This window comes from Lutibacter oricola, from assembly GCF_900106565.1.
GTDB classification, from domain to species: Bacteria; Bacteroidota; Bacteroidia; order Flavobacteriales; family Flavobacteriaceae; genus Lutibacter; species Lutibacter oricola.
In genome coordinates, this window is sequence record NZ_FNNJ01000001.1 from 135,546 (window position 1) to 154,451 (window position 18,906).

An 18,906-nucleotide genomic window follows, 5' to 3' on the forward strand; every position below is an offset into this window, starting at 1 on the left:
AAATTGAAAAATTCAATTTTTCGTAATACAATAAAACAAAGAAACTTATGAGCTGTAATAGTTGCTCTTCAGATATAAATACCGTACCAAAAGGATGTAAAAGTAATGGAAACTGTTCTACAGGAAGCTGCGATAAGCTAACTGTTTTCGATTGGCTTTCTAATATGGCAATGCCTACAGGACACAAACCGTTAAATATTGTTGAAGTTAGTTTTAAAAACGGACGAAAGCACTTTTACCGTAATAATGATGGATTAAAAATTTCTATTGGTGATGTTTTGGCCGTAGAAGGTAATCCAGGACACGACATTGGTACTGTTTCTTTAACAGGTGAATTAATTAAAGTTCAGTTAAAGAAAAAAGGTGTTAGTATAGATAGTGAAGATATAAAAAAAATATACCGTAAAGCCACACAAAAAGATATTGATATTTGGAAATCGGTTAGAGATAAAGAATACGATACGCAATATAAAGGAAGAGAAATTATTAGCCGTTTAGGGTTGAAAATGAAACTGTCTGATGTTGAATATCAAGGAGATGGTAACAAAGCTACTTTTTATTACACGGCAGACGATCGTGTAGATTTTAGACAATTAATTAGAGATTTAGCAGGTGCGTTTAGCATTCGTGTTGAAATGAAACAGGTTGGTTTACGTCAAGAAGCTGCTCGTTTAGGAGGTGTTGGTTCTTGTGGTAGAGAGTTATGTTGTTCAACGTGGTTAACAGATTTACGTAAGGTAAATACTGCAGCAGCACGTTACCAACAATTGTCTCTAAATCCACAAAAATTAGCGGGTCAATGTGGTAAATTAAAGTGCTGTTTAAATTTTGAACTAGATACATATTTAGATGCTTTAACTGGTTTTCCAAAGCACGATGTTGTTTTAAATACCGAAAAAGGCCCTGCTGTTTTTATTAAAATGGACATTTTTAAAGAGTTACTATGGTATACTTATAAAAATGAACGTGCTAAATGGTTTAAATTAACATTAGATCAGGTTAAAGAAATTATTGAAGCTAACAAAAATGATGAGGTAATTTCGTCTTTAGAAGATTACGAAACCGAAGAGGCTGTTGTTCAAAAAGTTGAATTTGAAGATGTTGTAGGGCAAGATAGTTTAACAAGGTTTGATGCTCCTAAGCGTAAGAATAAAGGAAAGCGTAAAAACAGAAGGAAAAACCCGAATCAAAAAAAGGTAAATAACCAAAATAAACAAGGACAGCAAAATCAGCAAGCAGATTCTAAAAAGAGACCAATAAGAAAGAAGCCAAATAGGCCAAAAAAAGCTGGTAATTCAACAAATAAGCAAGGTAACCAGAATCCGCAAGGCAATAAAAAAGCGCAACCTAATAAGGGTAATAATCCAAATGCTTCTGCAAATAAACCTGCGCAAAATAAAAATAATAAACGTAGAAGACCACCTAAAAAAAATAATAACAATAATAGTAATGCGTAAACTAGTAGTTATTTTTAGTGCTTTATTGGTTATTTCATGCAATTCAAAAGAAGATTATAATACTTATAAATCTATTGAGAATGGTAAATGGAGTTCAAAAAATAAAATTGAATTTATTGTTAATAATGCAGATACTATTTCTTCAAAAAATGTGTTTATAAATATTAGAAACAATAAAAATTACGAATTCAGTTCAATATTTTTAATTGGTAAAATAGAATTTCCTAGCGGAATAAAAGTTGTAGATACACTTGAGTATGAAATGACTGACGCTGCGGGTAATTGGTTAGGTACAGGTTTTACTGATGTTAAAGAGAACAAACTTTTTTATAAAGAACAAGTAGTTTTTAATGAAACAGGAGACTATATTTTTAATATAGAAAACGCAACGCGAGGTATTAGCGATATTGAAGGTAATAAGCCTTTACAAGGAATTACAGACGTAGGAATTAGCATAGAAAAAGAATAAAATGGCAACAAAAAAAACAGAAGCACCTAATTTTTTAAAATATATAAAATGGTTTTGGGTAACTATTTTAGGTGGTACACTTGCAATTGTTTTAATATTTTTATTAGCTTCTTGGGGAGTTTTTGGACCTCTTCCAACATTTGAAGAGTTAGAAAATCCAGAAAATAATTTGGCTACCGAAGTTATTTCTATAGATGGAAAAACGTTGGGTAAATATGCTTTTGAAAATAGAACTCCAGTAAAATATAAAGATTTACCAAAAAACTTAGTAAAAGCTTTAGTTGCTACTGAAGATGAACGTTTTTACGAGCATTCTGGTATCGATTTTAAAGCAACTTTACGTGCCGTTGTTAAAATGGGAAGAGATGGTGGAGGAAGTACCATTACGCAACAATTAGCAAAACTATTATTTCATGGTGAAGGGTCTAAAAACATCATTCAACGTATTGGACAAAAAGTAAAAGAGTATGTTATTGCTACTCAATTAGAACGCCAATATACCAAGCAAGAAATTTTAACAATGTACTTAAATAAGTACGATTTTTTGAATTTAGCAGTTGGTATTCGTTCAGCATCTCGTATTTACTTTGGTAAAGAACCAAAAGAATTAACTGTGTCAGAATCGGCTATGTTAATTGGTATGCTTAAAAATGCATCGTTATACAATCCATTAAGAAGAGCCGAAAGAGTTAAAAATCGTAGAAATACGGTGTTGGGGCAAATGTTTAAAAATGGGTTTATTACCGAAGTTCAAAAAGATTCGCTTCAGAAAAAAGATTTAGGTTTAGATATTCATAAAGAAGGTCATAGTGATGGTTCTGCAACGTATTTTAGAGAGTATTTACGTGATTTTATGAAAACTTGGATTAAAAACAATCCAAAACCAGATGGTAAAGCATATAATTTACACCGTGATGGACTTAAAATATTTGTAACCTTAGATTCTCGTATGCAAAAATATGGAGAAGAGGCTATGAAAGAGCACATGTCTAATTTGCAACGTGCCTTTTTTAAAGAACACAAAAAGAATAAAACAGCACCTTTTTACGATATAGATAAAAAACAAATCGAAAGAACTATAGAGCAGGCAATGAAGCGTTCTAACCGTTGGAAAAGAATGAAGAAAAACGGAAAAAAAGAAAAAGATATTAGAGCTTCATTTACTAAAAAAACGAAGATGAAGGTGTTTTCTTGGAAAGGAGATATTGATACAATTATGTCGCCTAGAGATTCTATTTTCTATTACAAACATTTTTTAAGAGCTGGTGTTTTATCTATAGAACCACAAACGGGCCATGTAAAAACTTGGGTTGGTGGTATTAACTATAAACACTTTCAGTTTGATGCTGTAAAACAACAAAAACGTCAAGTTGGTTCTACATTTAAGCCATTTGTGTACGCAACGGCAATAAACCAATTAAACCTTTCGCCTTGCGAAAAATTTCCAAATACTTTATATACAATTCCTAAAGAAAAGTATGGAATGCCTAAAGATTGGACTCCAAAAAATTCTAGCGAAAAATACGGTGGTGAGTTAACGTTAAAAGAAGCTTTAGCAGGCTCTGTAAATGTTATTACTGCACAGTTAATAGATATGGTAAACCCACAAAATGTAGTGAGTTTAGCAAAAAGTGCAGGTATTAAATCAGATATTGAAGCCAACCCTTCAATTGCATTAGGTTCGGTAGATTTATCATTATTCGAAATGGTTGGTGCTTACAGTACCTTTGCAAATAAAGGTTTACAAATAGAACCAATGATGGTATTAAAAATTGAAGATAAAAACGGAACGGTTTTAGAACAATTTGTACCAAAATCTAAAGAGGTTTTAAGTGAAGAGTCTGCCTATGTTGTTTTAAATCTATTAGAAGGTGTAACTCAAGCTGGTTCTGGTATTAGATTAAGAACTTCTTGGGGAAGTTACCCTGATAATGTTGTTACTGGTTTCCCTTATAAATTTACAAACCCTATTGCAGGTAAAACAGGAACTACTCAAAATCAATCTGACGGTTGGTTTATGGGAATTGTACCTAATTTAGCAACAGGAGTTTGGGTTGGGGCTGAAGATAGAGCTGCACACTTTTACGGCATTGGAAAAGGTCAAGGAGCTTCTATGGCGTTACCAATTTGGGGATTATATTACAAAAAAATGTACGCAGATAGTAAATTGAAAATTAGCAAAGATGAATTTGAAAAACCTGAAGATTTATCTATTGAAGTTGATTGTTCTAAAAAGGCAGATAATGATGTAGATGATACGCTGGATGATGAAATTGAATTTTAATTTATGATAAAACCTTTTTGGAAACCAACTGATAGGAATATTGAGCAAAGCAACATTTTTAAAATGATGCAAAAGAATGGTTTCCAAAATTATAATGATTTTTGGCGTTGGTCTGTTGATAATAAAGAAGATTTTTGGACACAAACTGTAGAAAATATAGGAATTCCTTTTCAAAAAGATTTTAATAAAATTGTAGACACTTCTAAAGGAGTAGAAAATGCTGAATGGTTAAAAGGAGCTAAATTTAATATTGTAGATGCTTGTTTTAATAATGAAGATAATGCTGTTGCAGTAATTTTTCAGGAAGAAGGGAAACAACTTCAAAAAATAACTCAAAAAGAACTTCAAAAGTTAGTTAATAGAATAGCAAACTCTTTAGTTGAAATTGGTTTGAAAACTGGTGATGCTATAGCAATTGATATGCCAATGACTTTGGAAGCTGTTGCTGTTTATTTAGCAGGAATTAAAGCAGGAATGCCAATTGTTACCGTTGCTGATAGTTTTACGCCAAACGAAATTGAAGTCCGTTTAAATATTGCAAAACCTAAAGTAATTTTTACACAAGATTTTTTGCATAGAGGAGGAAAAACAATTCCATTATTTGAAAAGGTAGTGGAAGCAAATGCTCCAAAAGCAATTGTAATTCAAACTATAAATAAAGCTGTAGAGTTAAGAGAAAACGATGTTTTTTGGAATGATTTTCTTTCTAATAACACCTTTTTTAGTTCAGTAATTCAAAAACCTGAAGATGTAATTACTATTCTTTTTTCGTCGGGAACTACTGGTGAGCCAAAAGCTATTCCGTGGACACATATTACGCCCATAAAAAGTGCTAGTGATGGTTATTATCATCAAAATATTCAAAAAAATAATGTGGTGTGTTGGCCAACAAATTTAGGTTGGATGATGGGACCTTGGCTGGTTTTTGCTTCATTAATAAATAAAGCTGTAATTGGGTTATACTACGGAATTCCAACTACTGAGAGTTTTGGAAAATTTGTTCAAGATGCAGAGGTTACTATGTTGGGTGTAATTCCGAGCATTGTAAATTATTGGAAAACCTCTAAATGTATGGAGCAATTTAATTGGAGTACAATTAAATGTTTTAGTTCTACAGGCGAAGTTTCTAATCCAACAGAAATGGAATATTTAATGCAATTGGCAAATAACAAACCGGTTATTGAATATTGTGGAGGTACGGAAATTGGCGGAGGTTATATTACAAGCACAGTTGTTCAGGAAAATATGGCAAGTACTTTTTCTAGCCAAGCTTTGGGTGGAGAATTTGTGTTGTTAGATGAAGATAGTAATGAAAATTCTAAAGGTGAAGTGTTTTTAATACCTCCAATTTTAGGATTGTCGAATAAGTTAATAAATAGAGATCATTTTAAAGTGTATTACGAAGGTACTCCTAGTTATAAAGGAAAACTACTTCGAAAACACGGTGATCAAATGCAACAATTAGAGAATGGTTTTTACAAAGCGCAAGGTAGAGTTGATGATGCTATGAACTTGGGTGGAATAAAAGTAAGTTCTATTCAAATTGAAGCTGTAATAAATAAGTTAGATTTTGTTAAAGAGTCCGCAGCAATTGCAGTTTCACCAAAAAGTGGTGGACCAAGTGAATTGGTTGTTTATTTTGTTGAAATTTCTTCAGAAAAAACTTCAAAAGAAAAATATATTGAAGCAAAAAGCAGTATTAAAAAACAATTAAATCCATTATTTAAGTTAATTGATTTAGTTGGAATTGATAAATTGCCTAGAACGGCTTCAAACAAAATAATGAGAAGAAAATTAAGGAGTTTATATGAGGGTGAATAAGGTTTGTTATAACCTAGTATTTACCTGAATAAATTATATAAAAACAACAAAACTTAGTTATGAATATTTGGATATTGGCCATTATAATAATGCTTATTGCATTTGTAATGACAATGACAGGAAGAGGTGGCGGAAACTTCTATGTGCTAACACTAGTTATTGCTGGTGTAAGTATGAATATATCGGCTTCAACAGGGCAATTTGTATTGATGTGTTCATCGTTTATGGCGGCAATTCTTTTTAGTAAGCAAAAAATGAATCATTGGAAATTAACACTATTGTTAGGTGTTATGATTTTTGTGTCTGCTATGGCAGGTGGATTTTTAGGTCAGTATTTTAATGAAAAAATATTAAAAATAGTATTTGCTGTAGTTATGTTAATAGCGGCAATTTTTATGTTAAAAAAACCAAAACAAAAGCTAAAAAGTGATCGAAAATGGGTGGTTTCTCTTTCTTCTAACAATGAAAGTTATCAGGTTAATTTGTTAGTAACTGTGCCAATTGTTTTATTAACTGGATTTATTTCGGGTATGGTAGGTGTTTCTGGAGGATCGTTTTTAGTACCACTAATGATTTTGACTATGGGAGTTCCAATGCAAGTTGCAATTGGTACATCGACAACCTTAGTGTTTATATCTGCTGCAGCAGGTTTTTTTGGCCATTTTGGAGCAGGTTTATTTGATTTTAATATTGCAATTCCTTTAGCAATTGGTGGTGTAATTGGTGGTTTTGCAGGTGCAAAAATGGCGCTAAAATCAAAGCCTAAAAATTTAAAATATTTGTTTGCAGGCACACAAATAGTGGCTTCAGTAATAATGATAATTAATGTTTTAAAGTAATATGAGAAGATATAGAGCGTTTTTAATTAACAAAAATAGTTATTAAACAGCTTTTTACTTTTAATTTTTAATCGTTAAATCTTTCAGTTAACTTTACAAACTTTCAATTCAATAATAAAGTATGAAAATAATATCGTATAACGTAAATGGAATTAGAGCAGCCTTAAAAAAAGGTTTTATAGAGTGGTTAGAAGTTGCAAATCCAGATGTGGTTTGTATTCAAGAAACAAAGGCGCATAAAGAGCAATTAGACTTAAGTTTGTTTGAAGAAGCTGGTTATCCGTATCATTATTGGTTTTCGGCTCAAAAAAAAGGATATAGTAGTGTTGCAATTTTATCGAAAATAGAACCTAAACATGTAGAGTATGGCACGGGAATTGAGTCAATGGACTTCGAAGGTAGAAATTTGAGAGTTGACTTTGATGATGTTTCGGTAATGAGTTTGTATTTACCATCGGGAACTAATGATGCTCGTTTAGATTTTAAGCTAAATTATATGGCTGAATTTCAAGAGTATGTAAATGAGTTGAAAAAGGATTTACCGAATTTAGTTATTTGTGGAGATTACAATATTTGTCACGAAGAAATTGACATTCATAATCCAAAAATGAAAGGTGTTTCTGGGTTTTTACCAGTAGAAAGAGAATGGATTGGAAATTTTATAGATAGTGGTTTTATAGATTCGTTTCGTTTTTTAAATAAGGAACCCCACAATTACAGTTGGTGGAGTTATAGAGCAAATGCTCGTAACAACAATAAAGGATGGCGTATAGATTATAATATGGTAAGTGAACCATTAAAAGATAGAATTAAAAGAGCCTATATTTTACCTGAAGCAAAACATTCTGACCATTGTCCAATAGTAGTAGAAATAGAATAAAAATAAGATAGTATTATGTTAAAAAAAGTAACCCTTTTAGTTGTAGTGTTTTTTACACTAAGTTCTTGTGTTTCAAAAAAAGTATACCAGGAGTTAGAAACAAAATTTAATAAATTAAGAGCTTCAAATTCAGCTTTAATTAAAGAAAAGCAAAGTTTATTAAGTGCTAAAAAAGCCTTAGAATTAGATTTAGCCAAACTTCAAAAGGAGTATGATGCTTTATTAGCTAAAAAACAAAATTTAGATAATGAGTACACAGCTTTAAAGTCTAAATACAATAAATTAGATGCTTCTTACGCAGCTTTATCTACTCAAAGTTCTCAAAAATTAGCTGATCAAGCTAAAAAGAATCAAGAGTTACTAAAACAATTAGAAGAGAAAGAAAAAACATTACTTGCTGAAAGTACAAGGCTAGAAAAACTTCAAAAAGAATTAGAAGAACGCTCTAATCAAATAGCAGAATTACAAGCATTGATTAATGCTAAAGAAGCCCAAATGCAAAAATTAAAAGATGCTATTTCTAAAGCTTTGCATAATTTTGAAGGTAAAGGTTTAACTGTGGTTCAGAAAAATGGTAAAATTTATGTTTCTATGGAAAATAAATTATTATTTGGATCTGGAAGTTGGGCAGTTGGTGCTGAAGGTAAAAAAGCAGTTCAACAATTAGCTAAAGTGTTATCAGAAAATAAAGACATAAATGTTTTAATTGAAGGTCATACAGATAATGTGCCTTACAAAGGAGCTACGTTAATTGATAACTGGGATTTATCTGTTAAAAGAGCAACAGCAATTGTACGTATTTTACAAAACAAAGGTGTAGATCCAACACAAATAACAGCAGCAGGTAGAAGTGAATTTTTACCTATAGATTCTAATAAATCTGCTAAAGGAAAAGCTAAAAATAGAAGAATTGAGATTATATTAGCGCCAAATTTAGACGAAATCTCGAAACTACTAAACGATTAATACTTAAATGAAAAAACTAGCCTTTATATTTTTAATTCTAACAAGCTTAGGATATGCGCAGGTAGAAAATGATACGATTAAGTTAGAACCAATTGAAGATACAAAGGCATTGTTTTCAGATGGAGATTCTATTGTTTTAAAGCGATTAGACTCATTAATTACTTTAAAAATAAATAAAGAAGCAGCGTTAATTGATAGTTTATGGTTAAACGAATTAATTAAATCACCGTTGTATGATACTATTCAATATGTTCTAAGAGATGATGAACGTATGGTAACAGAATTGGAAGAGTTACCAACCGATTTATTAAAGGAACGTTTAAAAGTATTGAATAGTAAAACGCCATTTCATATTGAATATAATTCTTCGCTGGAGTCTATTATTAAAACATATTTAAAAAGAAGGAAATCTTCTTTTTCTGGGTTAATGGAAAAAGCCAGGTACTATTTTCCAATGTTTGAAGAGCAATTAGATAAGTATGACATTCCGTTAGAAATGAAATATTTAGCAATTGTAGAATCAGCTTTAAAACCAAGAGCAAAATCTAGAGTTGGCGCAACAGGCTTGTGGCAATTTATGTATCCAACTGGTAAAATGTTCGATTTAAAGGTTAGCTCTTATGTAGACGAGCGTCAAGATCCGTATAGAGCTACAGAAGCCGCTTGTAAATATTTAGCTAGTTTGTATAAGATTTTTGGCGATTGGGATTTAGCTTTAGCAGCTTACAATTCTGGCCCAGGTAATGTAAATAAGGCAATAAGAAGATCGAATGGGAGTAAAAATTATTGGAATATTCGCCATAATTTACCTAGAGAAACAGCTGGCTATGTACCTGCTTTTTATGCAACGTTATACATTTTTGAATATGCAAAAGAGCATAATATTGTAGCAAAAAAAAGCGCTTTACCTTTTTTTAAAACAGACACTGTTCAGGTAAAACGCCAAATGACATTTGAACAAATTCACGAAACATTGGGTGTAGATATTGAATTGCTTCAATTTTTAAATCCTCAATATAAATTAGACATTATTCCATATATAAAAGGAAGAAATTATACGCTTTCGTTACCGGTAGAATCTATCGGTAATTTTGTTACAAATGAAAAAGAGATATATGCTTTTGTAGAGAAAGAAGAAGCGAAACGAGAAAAACCTTTACCAAAGTATACTGAGCTAAATGATAGAATTAGATACAAAGTAAAAAGTGGAGATTTTCTTGGTAAAATTGCAAATAGATATGGAGTTTCTGTTAGTAGTTTAAAACGTTGGAATAATATGAGAAGCTCTAGACTTAAAATAGGTCAGCGTTTAACTGTTTATCCACGAAGGTTAGATAAGTTAACTTCAAACGTTAAAAAAACTTCAACAAAAAAAGAGGAAAATAGAATAAAACCACCTTTGCCAACTGGTCCACATCAATTGTATACAGTTAAAAATGGAGACTCATTATGGGTAATTGCTCAAAAGTTTCCAAATGTTTCTGTCCAGAATATTAAAGATTGGAATGATAATTGGGGGGTTAAAAATTTAAAACCTGGTACCAAATTAAAAATATTTAGTAAATGAAAAAGTTAGGAGTAATTATCGCGGTATTAACAATGTTTGTGGCCTGTGAATCAGGACCACAAAAAAGAGTGTTGAAAAATGCAAACGGACGTATTAATAACGTACTAGTTGTTATTAAAAATAGTGAGTGGCAAGGTGAAATAGGAGATGAGTTACGTAAAATTGTTGCAGAGCCAGTTTTAGGTTTACCACAACCTGAAGCTAAGTTCGAAATTTCTCAAATACCACCAGAAAATCTTGGTAGTATGTTTAGAGCAACTAGAAGTATTTTAAATATTGGTGTTGGTGAAGAAAATTCATTTAATATAGCAACCGATGTATATGCTTCTCCACAAAAAGTAATAACTGTTATTGGTAAAACTAAAGAAGATTTAGTAAAACTTATTCAAGATAATAGCACAAAAATTATTACTTCTTTTAGAAGCGCCGATTTAGTTTCTATTCAACGAAAAATATTAAAAAAATATTGGGATCCAGCTAAAAGCGCTACTTTTTCAAAACAAGGATATTCAATAAAAATACCAAAAACATATAGTGTTGTAGAAGATGATGGAGATATTGTTTGGTACAGGCATAAAATTAGCAAAGGAGAAAGTATGGAGATTTTTGCATATTCGGTACCAATTACTTCTGAAGATGATGAAAATGGAAATAATATTGTAGCTACAAGAAATGCTTTTGGTAAAAAATACATTCCTGGAGAAGTAGAAGGTTCTTATATGATTACAGAAGAAGCATATACGCCACACGTTTTTCCTATAAATTTTAAAGAGCGTAAAGCTTTTGAAACAAGAGGTAAATGGGAAGTTAAAGGAGTTTGGATGGCAGGTCCGTTTTTAAGCTACACAGTAGTAGATAAACCAAATAACAGACTTATTGTTGTTGAAGGGTTAACTTATGCACCAGGAGCTAATAAACGTGATTATATGTTCGAAATTGAAGCTATATTAAAAACGTTGGTTATTAATTAAACTCTAACAACTACATATCCTTTTCTAGTTTTTCGGTAATGTTTACCATTAAATTTGTAATACCTAACACCTTTAATACGAACAATTTTGTGAGTTCTGGGTAGTTTTTTAATTACTACAACTTTAGAAGGTGTATTTTTAACTGTAGTTGCGCAAGAACTAGCTGTTGTTGTAAATAATAAAATAAGTATAAAATAAAAAGCAGTCTTCATAATCTAAATGTTTGTTTAGATCTAAGACTGTTTTTTTTGTGAAAAGTTTAATTTTTTATAATAATTTTATTCTGTACCCTTTTCTTCAATAGGTTTGAATACTTCTTTATTAAATGAATAAATTATGTAGTAAATTAGTAAAGGAGAAACCATGTTAAAATAGCTTATGTCAGCAAATGAGTTAAAAATTGTTTTTTCAAACCCATAATTAAACCAACTACTTAAAAAATGACCAAGAATAGGTATAAGTATAATAGGAATACTATAAAGTACAGTATTAATAGCTTCATTTTTTACTTTAAATGAAATGAAAAACGGTAATAATAAGCTAATTAAACTAATCAATAAAGGTGTTTTATTGCCTTGTAATGTTAATGGGTTATAGTTTTTTAAAACTTCAATGTTTGGACAATCTTTCAATACAACAAAGCCTAGAAAAAGGGTTACAACCATTGATGAAATTATAAAATAAATTTTCTTTTTAATTGATGTATTTAGAAAATCTTTAAATAAAAATATTACTAAAGGAATTAATACAGGAATTCTTGTAAGTGCTATAAAACTTGTAATAACTCCAAGTAAGAATGATTTTTTAAAAAGTGATTTGGAGTACTTTTTACTCCATAAAACAATAAATCCTAAAACAAAAATAAAGTTACTCATTAATTCACTTTTTGTATAAACTTCCCACAAGTAAAAAATAGAAGAAATCAATAATAAAATTCCAAGAAGTTTTACCTTATAATTAGTAAAGGATTTATGGAGAATATAAGCAAAGAATAAAAAAGTAAATGATTGTAGAAAGCCAACATCACCAAATAAATAAAAAGGTAATCCAATTATTACTAATGAAGGCAAATTAGAGCTGTATTGACCTAGATGATTTGGAATTGAATAAGGATATTCTCCGTTCAATACAGCATGTACTGATACGTCTATTGCGGACCACCTATCAACAATTAGAGTATTTCCATCAACAAAGTTGTTTAATACAATGGTAAAAATAAAAAATGTAAACACAATAATAAAAAACAACATTTTATATACTTGTTCTTTAAAGTTAGTAATCTTTAAAAAGTAAAATGTTAAAAATTGAAATGCAGGGTATAGAAGTAAAATTAGAAATACACTAATATAGTTTTGTCTGCTTCCATATTTATACAGAAAAAGACTGTTAATAGTAAAATATGCCAGAAAAGATAAAACTAAAACAAGTTTTTTTTTATTAATCATATTAATTAGCAATTATTGGTTTTTGAAGTAATTTTTCCATTTAAAATAGGAACATATTTATTTATTATAAATATTATTGGAACTAACATTAAAATTTGAAAAATTGAAATTACAAGTTTTTGTAATTCTGAGAAATTAAATAAGGTAATTCCAAAAATAACAAGTAGTACTGCTTTAATTAGGGTTAATACTCTTAAGTGTAGAGCTAGTATTGGAATAGTAGACTTTCCAAGAAAACTAAAAAAACTAAAAATTGGAATATTTTTAAATAAAAACAAATAAAACAAAGTTCCTGAAATTCCATTTAATATAAATATAAACTCATTCCTATAAATTGAATTATACATATCTACCTTACCATTAAAACTATAGCAACTTATATGTAGTACTCCAAATATAATTAGTGCAAACCAAGATTTAACCTTATTCAAATTAATTAAAGTGTTTTTTGAATAAAACCCCAAAGAATAAAAAATTAGAGCTACAAGTGAAACATCTAAACTCCAAACAAACGATTTTTCACTTAAGTAAGGAAGTAGAAAGCCAATTAAAATAAAAGAAAATAAAAGTATTAATTGTAAATAAAGAAGCTTTAGAAATCTAATTATATAAAAGAAACAAAAAGTTAAAAAGATTGAAGGAATAAACCACATTTGAATTCCCCAATTCATATATTCTTTACCTCCCTGAGCATAAAAAACTCCAATAAAATTATTTATTGGAGATAAATCATACAGTTTACTATCTCCATAAAACCTACCAATAAAAAACCAAAATAAATATAACATTATTGCCCATAAAAAATAAGGTAATAATAAGTATTTTGCTCTTTTAATAATATGAGAGTAGTTCTGTTTTGAAGGATGAAATATACCTGCTAATAAAAAAAATAGGGGCATATGATAAGAGTAGATATATTTTTCAGTAATAGGAAAATTATGACCATATACAACTAAAAAAATACCAAACCCTTTAACTTGATCAATCCATTCAATTCTTTTATTCAAAACATTACTTCTCCATCTTAGCCCAACTATCACGTAAAGGCACGGTTCTATTAAAAACTAAATTACTTTCAGTAGTATCTTTATCAACGCAGAAATAACCTAAACGTTGAAACTGAAATCTATCTAATTCTTTAGCATCTTTTAAACTAGGTTCAACAAAAGCATTAATTACATTTAAAGAATCTGGATTAATAAATTCTTTAAAATCTTTGTCTTTATGTCCATCAGGAGCCTCGTCTGTAAATAAACGATCATAAACACGTACTTCAGCTTTTTCAGCGTGTTTTACAGAAACCCAATGTAAAGTTCCTTTCACTTTACGCTTACTAGCCTCAGAACCACTTCCACTTAAAGAATCCTCGTCATAAGTACAGTGTATTTCTGTAACCTCTCCATTTTCATCTTTAACACAGCTATTAGCTTTAATTATGTAGGCATTTTTTAAACGAACCTCTTTATCTAATTTTAAACGGAAAAATTTCTTATTAGCTTGCTCTCTAAAATCTTCTTTTTCAATATAAATTTCACGAGAAAAAGGAACAGGTCTACTACCAAAACCTTCAGCATAATCGTTATAATTAGCATCTAAAAACTCCTCTTTATCTTCAGGATAATTAGTAATTACAACTTTAACAGGATCTAAAACCGCCATTACTCTTGGGGCAGTTTTATTTAAATCATCCTTAATACAATGCTCTAATAAAGCCACATCGGTAACATTATCACGTTTAGAAATACCAGCAGTATCACTAAAAGTTCTAATAGCGCTTGGAGTATAACCTCTTCTACGCAAACCTGAAATTGTAGGCATACGCGGATCATCCCAACCGTTAACAACACCTTCTTCTACCAATTGTAATAATTTACGCTTGCTCATTACAGTATAGCTCAAATTCCTTCTAGCAAACTCGCGTTGTTTTGGTCTTAAAAGAGAAGTGTCATAAACTTGATCAACATACCAATCGTATAAATCTCTATGACTCTTAAATTCTAACGTACAAATAGAATGCGAAATTTGTTCTAAATAATCACTTTCACCGTGTGTCCAGTCGTACATTGGGTAAATACACCAATCGTTACCAGTTCTATGATGATGTTTTTTTAGAACCCTATACATAATAGGATCACGCATATGCATATTCACGTGTTCCATATCAATTTTGGCACGTAAAACGTGAGTTCCTTCATCAAACTCACCATTTTTCATACGCATAAATAGATCTAAATTTTCTTCAACAGATCTATCTCTAAACGGACTATTAGTTCCAACCTCAGTAGGCGTACCTTTTTGTTTCGCCATTTCTTCAGATGTTTGGTCATCAACATAAGCCTTACCTTCTTTAATTAATTCTACAGCCCAATCAAATAATTGCTGAAAATAATCAGAAGAATACAAAACTTTATCCCATTGAAAGCCTAACCATTGCACATCTTGCTGTATGGCATCAACATATTCTTGTTCTTCTTTTGCAGGGTTTGTATCATCAAAACGCAAGTTAACAGGCGCATTGTATTTTAAACCTAACCCAAAATTTAAGCAAATAGATGCAGCGTGCCCAATGTGTAAATACCCATTTGGCTCAGGCGGAAAACGAAAACGTAATTTGTCATTCGATAATCCGTTTGCTAAATCATCTTCAATAATTTGCTCAATAAAATTCAGCGATTTTTTTTCTTCACTCATAATTTCAAAAACTAATTAAGCCACAAAAATATCGATTTTTTCTGCAAAACCACTAGAAAACAAGCCAACAAATGGTAAATAAACTATTTTATACAATTTTTTAGGCGTTACCTTTCAGGTCGGGCTTTCACTACTCGCTTTTTTTAAGTGCAAAAAGGCACCAAAAAAAGAGCTCAAACAAACCGTTCAATCCCTAACGCAATGTTAGCAGTTGTTAGTTTTTGGTAGATAGTGTTTAGTTTCATTTTTAAATAATGATTAATTCATAATTAAAACTCTAACTTTGCAATACAAAACACAATAATGGGAACAATAAAAGTAAAAAACATACGTGTATATGCCTATCACGGTTGTTTAGTTGAAGAAGGAAAAATAGGTTCAGATTATAGAGTAGATGTAGCCGTAAAAGCCGATTTGTCAAAATCTGCAGTTTCAGATGAGCTAGAAGACACTGTAGATTATGTACACTTAAACAAAATAGTAAAAGAAGAAATGGCTATACGTTCCAAACTATTAGAAGAAGTAGCCAAACGTATTTTAGATAGAATTTTAAGCGAAATAGCAATTGTTAACGTAGCAAAAGTTGAAGTTTCAAAAATAAACCCGCCCATAGGTGGTAACGTAGCAATGGTTACTATAGAAATGATAAAACGACGAAAAGATTTGAAGTAAAATAAGTAGATGCAACAATAATTAAAAAAAAAGTTGCCAACTTATTAAAATTAATTAAATTTGCAATCCAATTAAGGCGTCGTGGCCGAGTGGCTAGGCTGGGCTCTGCAAAAGCTCCTACAGCGGTTCGAATCCGCTCGACGCCTCAACAAAACCAAAGCATTAGCTTTGGTTTTTTGTTTTCTTTAACATTTTGTTAAGTATAAAAACTTGTATATTTGTGAAAAAGTAAAAAATTTAACTAAAAACAGTATAAAAATTAACGTTTTAGTCATCTTTTTAACTTAAAATTGAATAAGCCCATGAAAATTTATCCTATTGAAACCGGAAACTTTAAGTTAGATGGTGGAGCAATGTTTGGAGTAGTGCCAAAAACACTTTGGCAACGCACTAACCCTGCAGATAGCAATAACTTAATAGATATGAGTATGAGAAGTATGCTTATTGAAGACGGTAATAGGTTAATTTTAATTGATACAGGAACAGGAAACAAACAATCAGACAAGTTTTTTGGATATTATTACTTTTTTGGAGATTTTTCTTTAGACACATCATTAGCAAAACACGGTTTTCATAGAGATGATATTACCGATGTTTTTTTAACACACCTACATTTCGATCATTGTGGTGGAGCCATTCAATGGAATAAAGACCGTACGGGTTACGAGCCTGCATTTAAAAATGCTAAATTTTGGTCTAATAAAAACCATTGGCAATGGGCTGTAGAACCTAATGTTAGAGAAAAAGCATCTTTTTTAAAAGAAAACATAAACCCTATTGAGGCTAGTGGGCAATTAAACTTTGTAAATATTCCTAATGGAGATTTTGCGCAAAATACAGAACTTGGTTTCGATATTTTATTTGCAGATGGACATACGGAAAAGCAAATGATTCCACACATTCAATATAAAAATAAAACCATTGTTTTTATGGCCGATCTGTTACCAACAGTTGGTCATATTCCATTACCATACGTAATGGGTTATGATACACGTCCGTTATTAACTATGGACGAGAAAGCAACGTTTTTAAACAAAGCAGCAGATAATAACTACTTGCTATTTTTAGAGCATGATGCACATAACGAGTTGTGTACACTTAAACATACCGAAAAAGGCGTTCGATTGAACGAAACATATAAATTTAACGAAGTATTTAACTAAATAATTTAATAGAAATGAGAATTTTAAAATCAGTTTCTGTTGCAGTTTTAGCAACAGCTACATTAGCAAGTTGTAGTTCACTTAAAAACATGGCAGTACCTGCTATGGACACTTCAGTTGCTTTAAAATCTGCAAAAACAGTAGAATTAAGCGATAAAGATTTTAATCACTGGGCGCACAGAGACTTAGTTTCAGACACTGTACCAGGAATGAGCTTGGCAAAAGCATATAAATTTATTGAAGGAAAAGAAAGTACACAAGTAATTGTTGGTGTAATTGATTCTGGAATTGATATTGAGCACGAAGATTTAAAAAATGTACTTTGGACAAACCCAAAAGAAATTGCTGGAAACAATATTGATGACGATAAAAATGGATATGTAGATGATGTTTATGGATGGAACTTTTTAGGAGGTGACAGTGTAGATGCTCCAGAACAATTAGAAATTACTCGTTTATATGCAAAAGCTAAAAAACGTTTTGAAGGTAAAACTTTAGAAACTGTTAGTGCAGATGAAAAAGCAGATTTCGAAATGTTTAAAAAGTACGAAAAAGGCTACGAAGCTTCTTCAAAAAGATTTTTTGGTACTATGACGCGTTTAAAGCAAATAGAAGAAAATTATACAGCTGTTAAAAAGTTTTTAGGTAAAGACAAAATCGAACTTAAAGATTTACAAGCAGTAAAAACAGGAGATAAAAAGTTACAAGCTCAAATTGGAGATGTTTTAAGTATGTTTAACCGAGGTTTAACTGAAGATGCGTTTAATGAGTACTATGATTCTCAAAAGAAAAACAAAAACTATAGTTTAGATTTTGATGGTAGAGCCATTGTAGGTGATAATCCAAACGATATTAATGATGTTGTTTACGGTAACGGAAATGTTATTGGTTCTAAAGATGTTGAATCTCACGGAACACACGTTTCTGGTATTATTTTAGCTGAAAGAGGAAATGGAATTGGATTAGATGGTGTTGCAAATAACGCTGTATTAATGTCTGTAAGAGCTGTGCCAGATGGTGATGAGCGTGATAAAGATGTTGCTTTAGCAATTAGATATGCTGTAGATAATGGAGCAAAAGTAATTAATATGAGTTTTGGTAAAAGCTGGTCTCCAAATCCAGAATGGGTTTTTGACGCTTTTAAATATGCTGAAAAACATGATGTATTATTAGTACATGCTGCAGGTAACGATCATAAAGATATTGATGTTAAAGAAAACTGGCCAAATGATACGAATGATAAAATTAATGAGTTATGCGATAACGTATTAACTATTGGAGCAATGAGTTCTAGTTATAACGAAAACATTCCTGCTACATTTAGTAACTACGGTGCAAGAAATGTAGATATTTTTGCTCCTGGTGTGCAAATCTATTCTACGGTTCCTAAAAACGAATACGCTCGTTACAATGGTACTTCAATGGCATCGCCAGAAGCTGCTGGTGTTGCAACTTTAATAAGAAGTTATTACCCAGAACTTTCTGCAAGTCAAGTAAAACACATTATTATGAATTCAGGTACTGAAATTGATATGGATGTATTACTTCCAGGCGGTGATGGTAAAAAAGTAAAATTCTCAAGTTTATCTGTTTCAGGTAAGGTAGTTAATGCATACAATGCGTTAGTTTTAGCTGATAAAATGGTAAACGGAAAATAATATTTATAATATTCTGTTAAAAA

The 18,906-nt window shown here is 30.7% G+C and carries 16 protein-coding genes and 1 tRNA gene; 13 read left to right on the plus strand and 4 right to left on the minus strand.

Going from position 1 to position 18,906, the window contains the following annotated elements:
• Positions 1-47: 47 nt before the first annotated feature.
• From BLU40_RS00580 to BLU40_RS00620, 9 genes are all read left to right on the plus strand, one after another.
• Positions 48-1,457, plus strand: a complete 1,410-nt coding sequence (locus tag BLU40_RS00580) for a PSP1 domain-containing protein (protein WP_090118651.1) — start codon at positions 48-50, stop codon at positions 1,455-1,457.
• Positions 1,450-1,926, plus strand: coding sequence for a gliding motility lipoprotein GldH (locus tag BLU40_RS00585; protein ID WP_175454719.1), 477 nt, complete (start codon positions 1,450-1,452; stop codon positions 1,924-1,926). Before BLU40_RS00580 ends, BLU40_RS00585 begins: the two co-directional genes overlap by 8 nt.
• Before the next feature lies 1 nt (position 1,927).
• Positions 1,928-4,210 (plus strand): transglycosylase domain-containing protein, encoded by a 2,283-nt coding sequence (locus tag BLU40_RS00590; RefSeq protein WP_090118654.1) that lies wholly within the window; start codon positions 1,928-1,930, stop codon positions 4,208-4,210.
• Positions 4,211-4,213: 3 nt separating this feature from the next.
• Positions 4,214-6,031, plus strand: a complete 1,818-nt coding sequence (locus BLU40_RS00595; RefSeq protein ID WP_090118656.1) for an AMP-binding protein — start codon at positions 4,214-4,216, stop codon at positions 6,029-6,031.
• Positions 6,032-6,090: 59 nt separating this feature from the next.
• The gene (locus BLU40_RS00600; RefSeq protein ID WP_090118658.1) at positions 6,091-6,870 is read left to right on the plus strand and encodes a sulfite exporter TauE/SafE family protein; all 780 of its coding nucleotides are present in this window, start codon (positions 6,091-6,093) and stop codon (positions 6,868-6,870) included.
• A 121-nt stretch (positions 6,871-6,991) separates the two neighbouring features.
• Positions 6,992-7,750 (plus strand): exodeoxyribonuclease III, encoded by a 759-nt coding sequence (locus BLU40_RS00605; protein ID WP_090118660.1) that lies wholly within the window; start codon positions 6,992-6,994, stop codon positions 7,748-7,750.
• A gap of 15 nt (positions 7,751-7,765) precedes the next feature.
• The gene (locus BLU40_RS00610; protein ID WP_090118662.1) at positions 7,766-8,716 is read left to right on the plus strand and encodes an OmpA family protein; all 951 of its coding nucleotides are present in this window, start codon (positions 7,766-7,768) and stop codon (positions 8,714-8,716) included.
• Between the two features lie 7 nt (positions 8,717-8,723).
• Entirely contained in the window at positions 8,724-10,283 is a 1,560-nt protein-coding gene (locus BLU40_RS00615) for a lytic transglycosylase domain-containing protein (RefSeq protein ID WP_090118664.1), read from the plus strand.
• Positions 10,280-11,254, plus strand: coding sequence for a DUF4837 family protein (locus tag BLU40_RS00620; protein ID WP_090118667.1), 975 nt, complete (start codon positions 10,280-10,282; stop codon positions 11,252-11,254). Before BLU40_RS00615 ends, BLU40_RS00620 begins: the two co-directional genes overlap by 4 nt.
• Here the strand turns inward: BLU40_RS00620 and BLU40_RS00625 are convergent.
• From BLU40_RS00625 to BLU40_RS00640, 4 genes are all read right to left on the minus strand, one after another.
• Positions 11,251-11,466 (minus strand): DUF6515 family protein, encoded by a 216-nt coding sequence (locus BLU40_RS00625; RefSeq protein WP_090118668.1) that lies wholly within the window; start codon positions 11,464-11,466, stop codon positions 11,251-11,253. The two genes, BLU40_RS00620 and BLU40_RS00625, sit on opposite strands and share 4 nt — an antisense overlap.
• Positions 11,467-11,532: 66 nt before the next feature.
• Positions 11,533-12,504, minus strand: a complete 972-nt coding sequence (locus BLU40_RS00630) for a hypothetical protein (RefSeq protein WP_090118670.1) — start codon at positions 12,502-12,504, stop codon at positions 11,533-11,535.
• 200 nt (positions 12,505-12,704) lie between these two features.
• The gene (locus tag BLU40_RS00635; protein ID WP_175454720.1) at positions 12,705-13,706 is read right to left on the minus strand and encodes an acyltransferase family protein; all 1,002 of its coding nucleotides are present in this window, start codon (positions 13,704-13,706) and stop codon (positions 12,705-12,707) included.
• 4 nt (positions 13,707-13,710) lie between these two features.
• Positions 13,711-15,390, minus strand: a complete 1,680-nt coding sequence (locus tag BLU40_RS00640; protein WP_090118675.1) for a glutamine--tRNA ligase/YqeY domain fusion protein — start codon at positions 15,388-15,390, stop codon at positions 13,711-13,713.
• Between the two features lie 303 nt (positions 15,391-15,693).
• Between BLU40_RS00640 and folB the strand changes: the two genes are divergently transcribed.
• From folB to BLU40_RS00660, 4 genes are all read left to right on the plus strand, one after another.
• Complete coding sequence (gene folB / locus BLU40_RS00645; RefSeq protein ID WP_090118676.1) at positions 15,694-16,062, plus strand: dihydroneopterin aldolase; 369 nt, start codon at positions 15,694-15,696, stop codon at positions 16,060-16,062.
• Positions 16,063-16,137: 75 nt separating this feature from the next.
• A tRNA-Cys gene (locus BLU40_RS00650) sits at positions 16,138-16,208 on the plus strand.
• A 156-nt stretch (positions 16,209-16,364) separates the two neighbouring features.
• The gene (locus tag BLU40_RS00655; protein WP_090118679.1) at positions 16,365-17,225 is read left to right on the plus strand and encodes an MBL fold metallo-hydrolase; all 861 of its coding nucleotides are present in this window, start codon (positions 16,365-16,367) and stop codon (positions 17,223-17,225) included.
• A 14-nt stretch (positions 17,226-17,239) separates the two neighbouring features.
• Complete coding sequence (locus BLU40_RS00660; protein WP_090118681.1) at positions 17,240-18,883, plus strand: S8 family peptidase; 1,644 nt, start codon at positions 17,240-17,242, stop codon at positions 18,881-18,883.
• Positions 18,884-18,906: the final 23 nt, after the last annotated feature.

Excerpts from the sequence above, each read along its gene's own strand:
- BLU40_RS00610 (WP_090118662.1), top strand. The coding sequence starts at position 7,766 with ATGTTAAAAAAAGTAACCCTTTTAGTTGTAGTGTTTTTTACACTAAGT.
- BLU40_RS00605 (WP_090118660.1), top strand. The coding sequence starts at position 6,992 with ATGAAAATAATATCGTATAACGTAAATGGAATTAGAGCAGCCTTAAAA.
- BLU40_RS00595 (WP_090118656.1), top strand. The coding sequence starts at position 4,214 with ATGATAAAACCTTTTTGGAAACCAACTGATAGGAATATTGAGCAAAGC.
- BLU40_RS00640 (WP_090118675.1), bottom strand. The coding sequence starts at position 15,390 with ATGAGTGAAGAAAAAAAATCGCTGAATTTTATTGAGCAAATTATTGAA.
- BLU40_RS00655 (WP_090118679.1), top strand. The coding sequence starts at position 16,365 with ATGAAAATTTATCCTATTGAAACCGGAAACTTTAAGTTAGATGGTGGA.
- BLU40_RS00625 (WP_090118668.1), bottom strand. The coding sequence starts at position 11,466 with ATGAAGACTGCTTTTTATTTTATACTTATTTTATTATTTACAACAACA.
- BLU40_RS00580 (WP_090118651.1), top strand. The coding sequence starts at position 48 with ATGAGCTGTAATAGTTGCTCTTCAGATATAAATACCGTACCAAAAGGA.
- BLU40_RS00615 (WP_090118664.1), top strand. The coding sequence starts at position 8,724 with ATGAAAAAACTAGCCTTTATATTTTTAATTCTAACAAGCTTAGGATAT.
- BLU40_RS00660 (WP_090118681.1), top strand. The coding sequence starts at position 17,240 with ATGAGAATTTTAAAATCAGTTTCTGTTGCAGTTTTAGCAACAGCTACA.
- folB (WP_090118676.1), top strand. The coding sequence starts at position 15,694 with ATGGGAACAATAAAAGTAAAAAACATACGTGTATATGCCTATCACGGT.
- BLU40_RS00620 (WP_090118667.1), top strand. The coding sequence starts at position 10,280 with ATGAAAAAGTTAGGAGTAATTATCGCGGTATTAACAATGTTTGTGGCC.
- BLU40_RS00590 (WP_090118654.1), top strand. The coding sequence starts at position 1,928 with ATGGCAACAAAAAAAACAGAAGCACCTAATTTTTTAAAATATATAAAA.
- BLU40_RS00600 (WP_090118658.1), top strand. The coding sequence starts at position 6,091 with ATGAATATTTGGATATTGGCCATTATAATAATGCTTATTGCATTTGTA.
- BLU40_RS00630 (WP_090118670.1), bottom strand. The coding sequence starts at position 12,504 with ATGTTGTTTTTTATTATTGTGTTTACATTTTTTATTTTTACCATTGTA.
- BLU40_RS00585 (WP_175454719.1), top strand. The coding sequence starts at position 1,450 with ATGCGTAAACTAGTAGTTATTTTTAGTGCTTTATTGGTTATTTCATGC.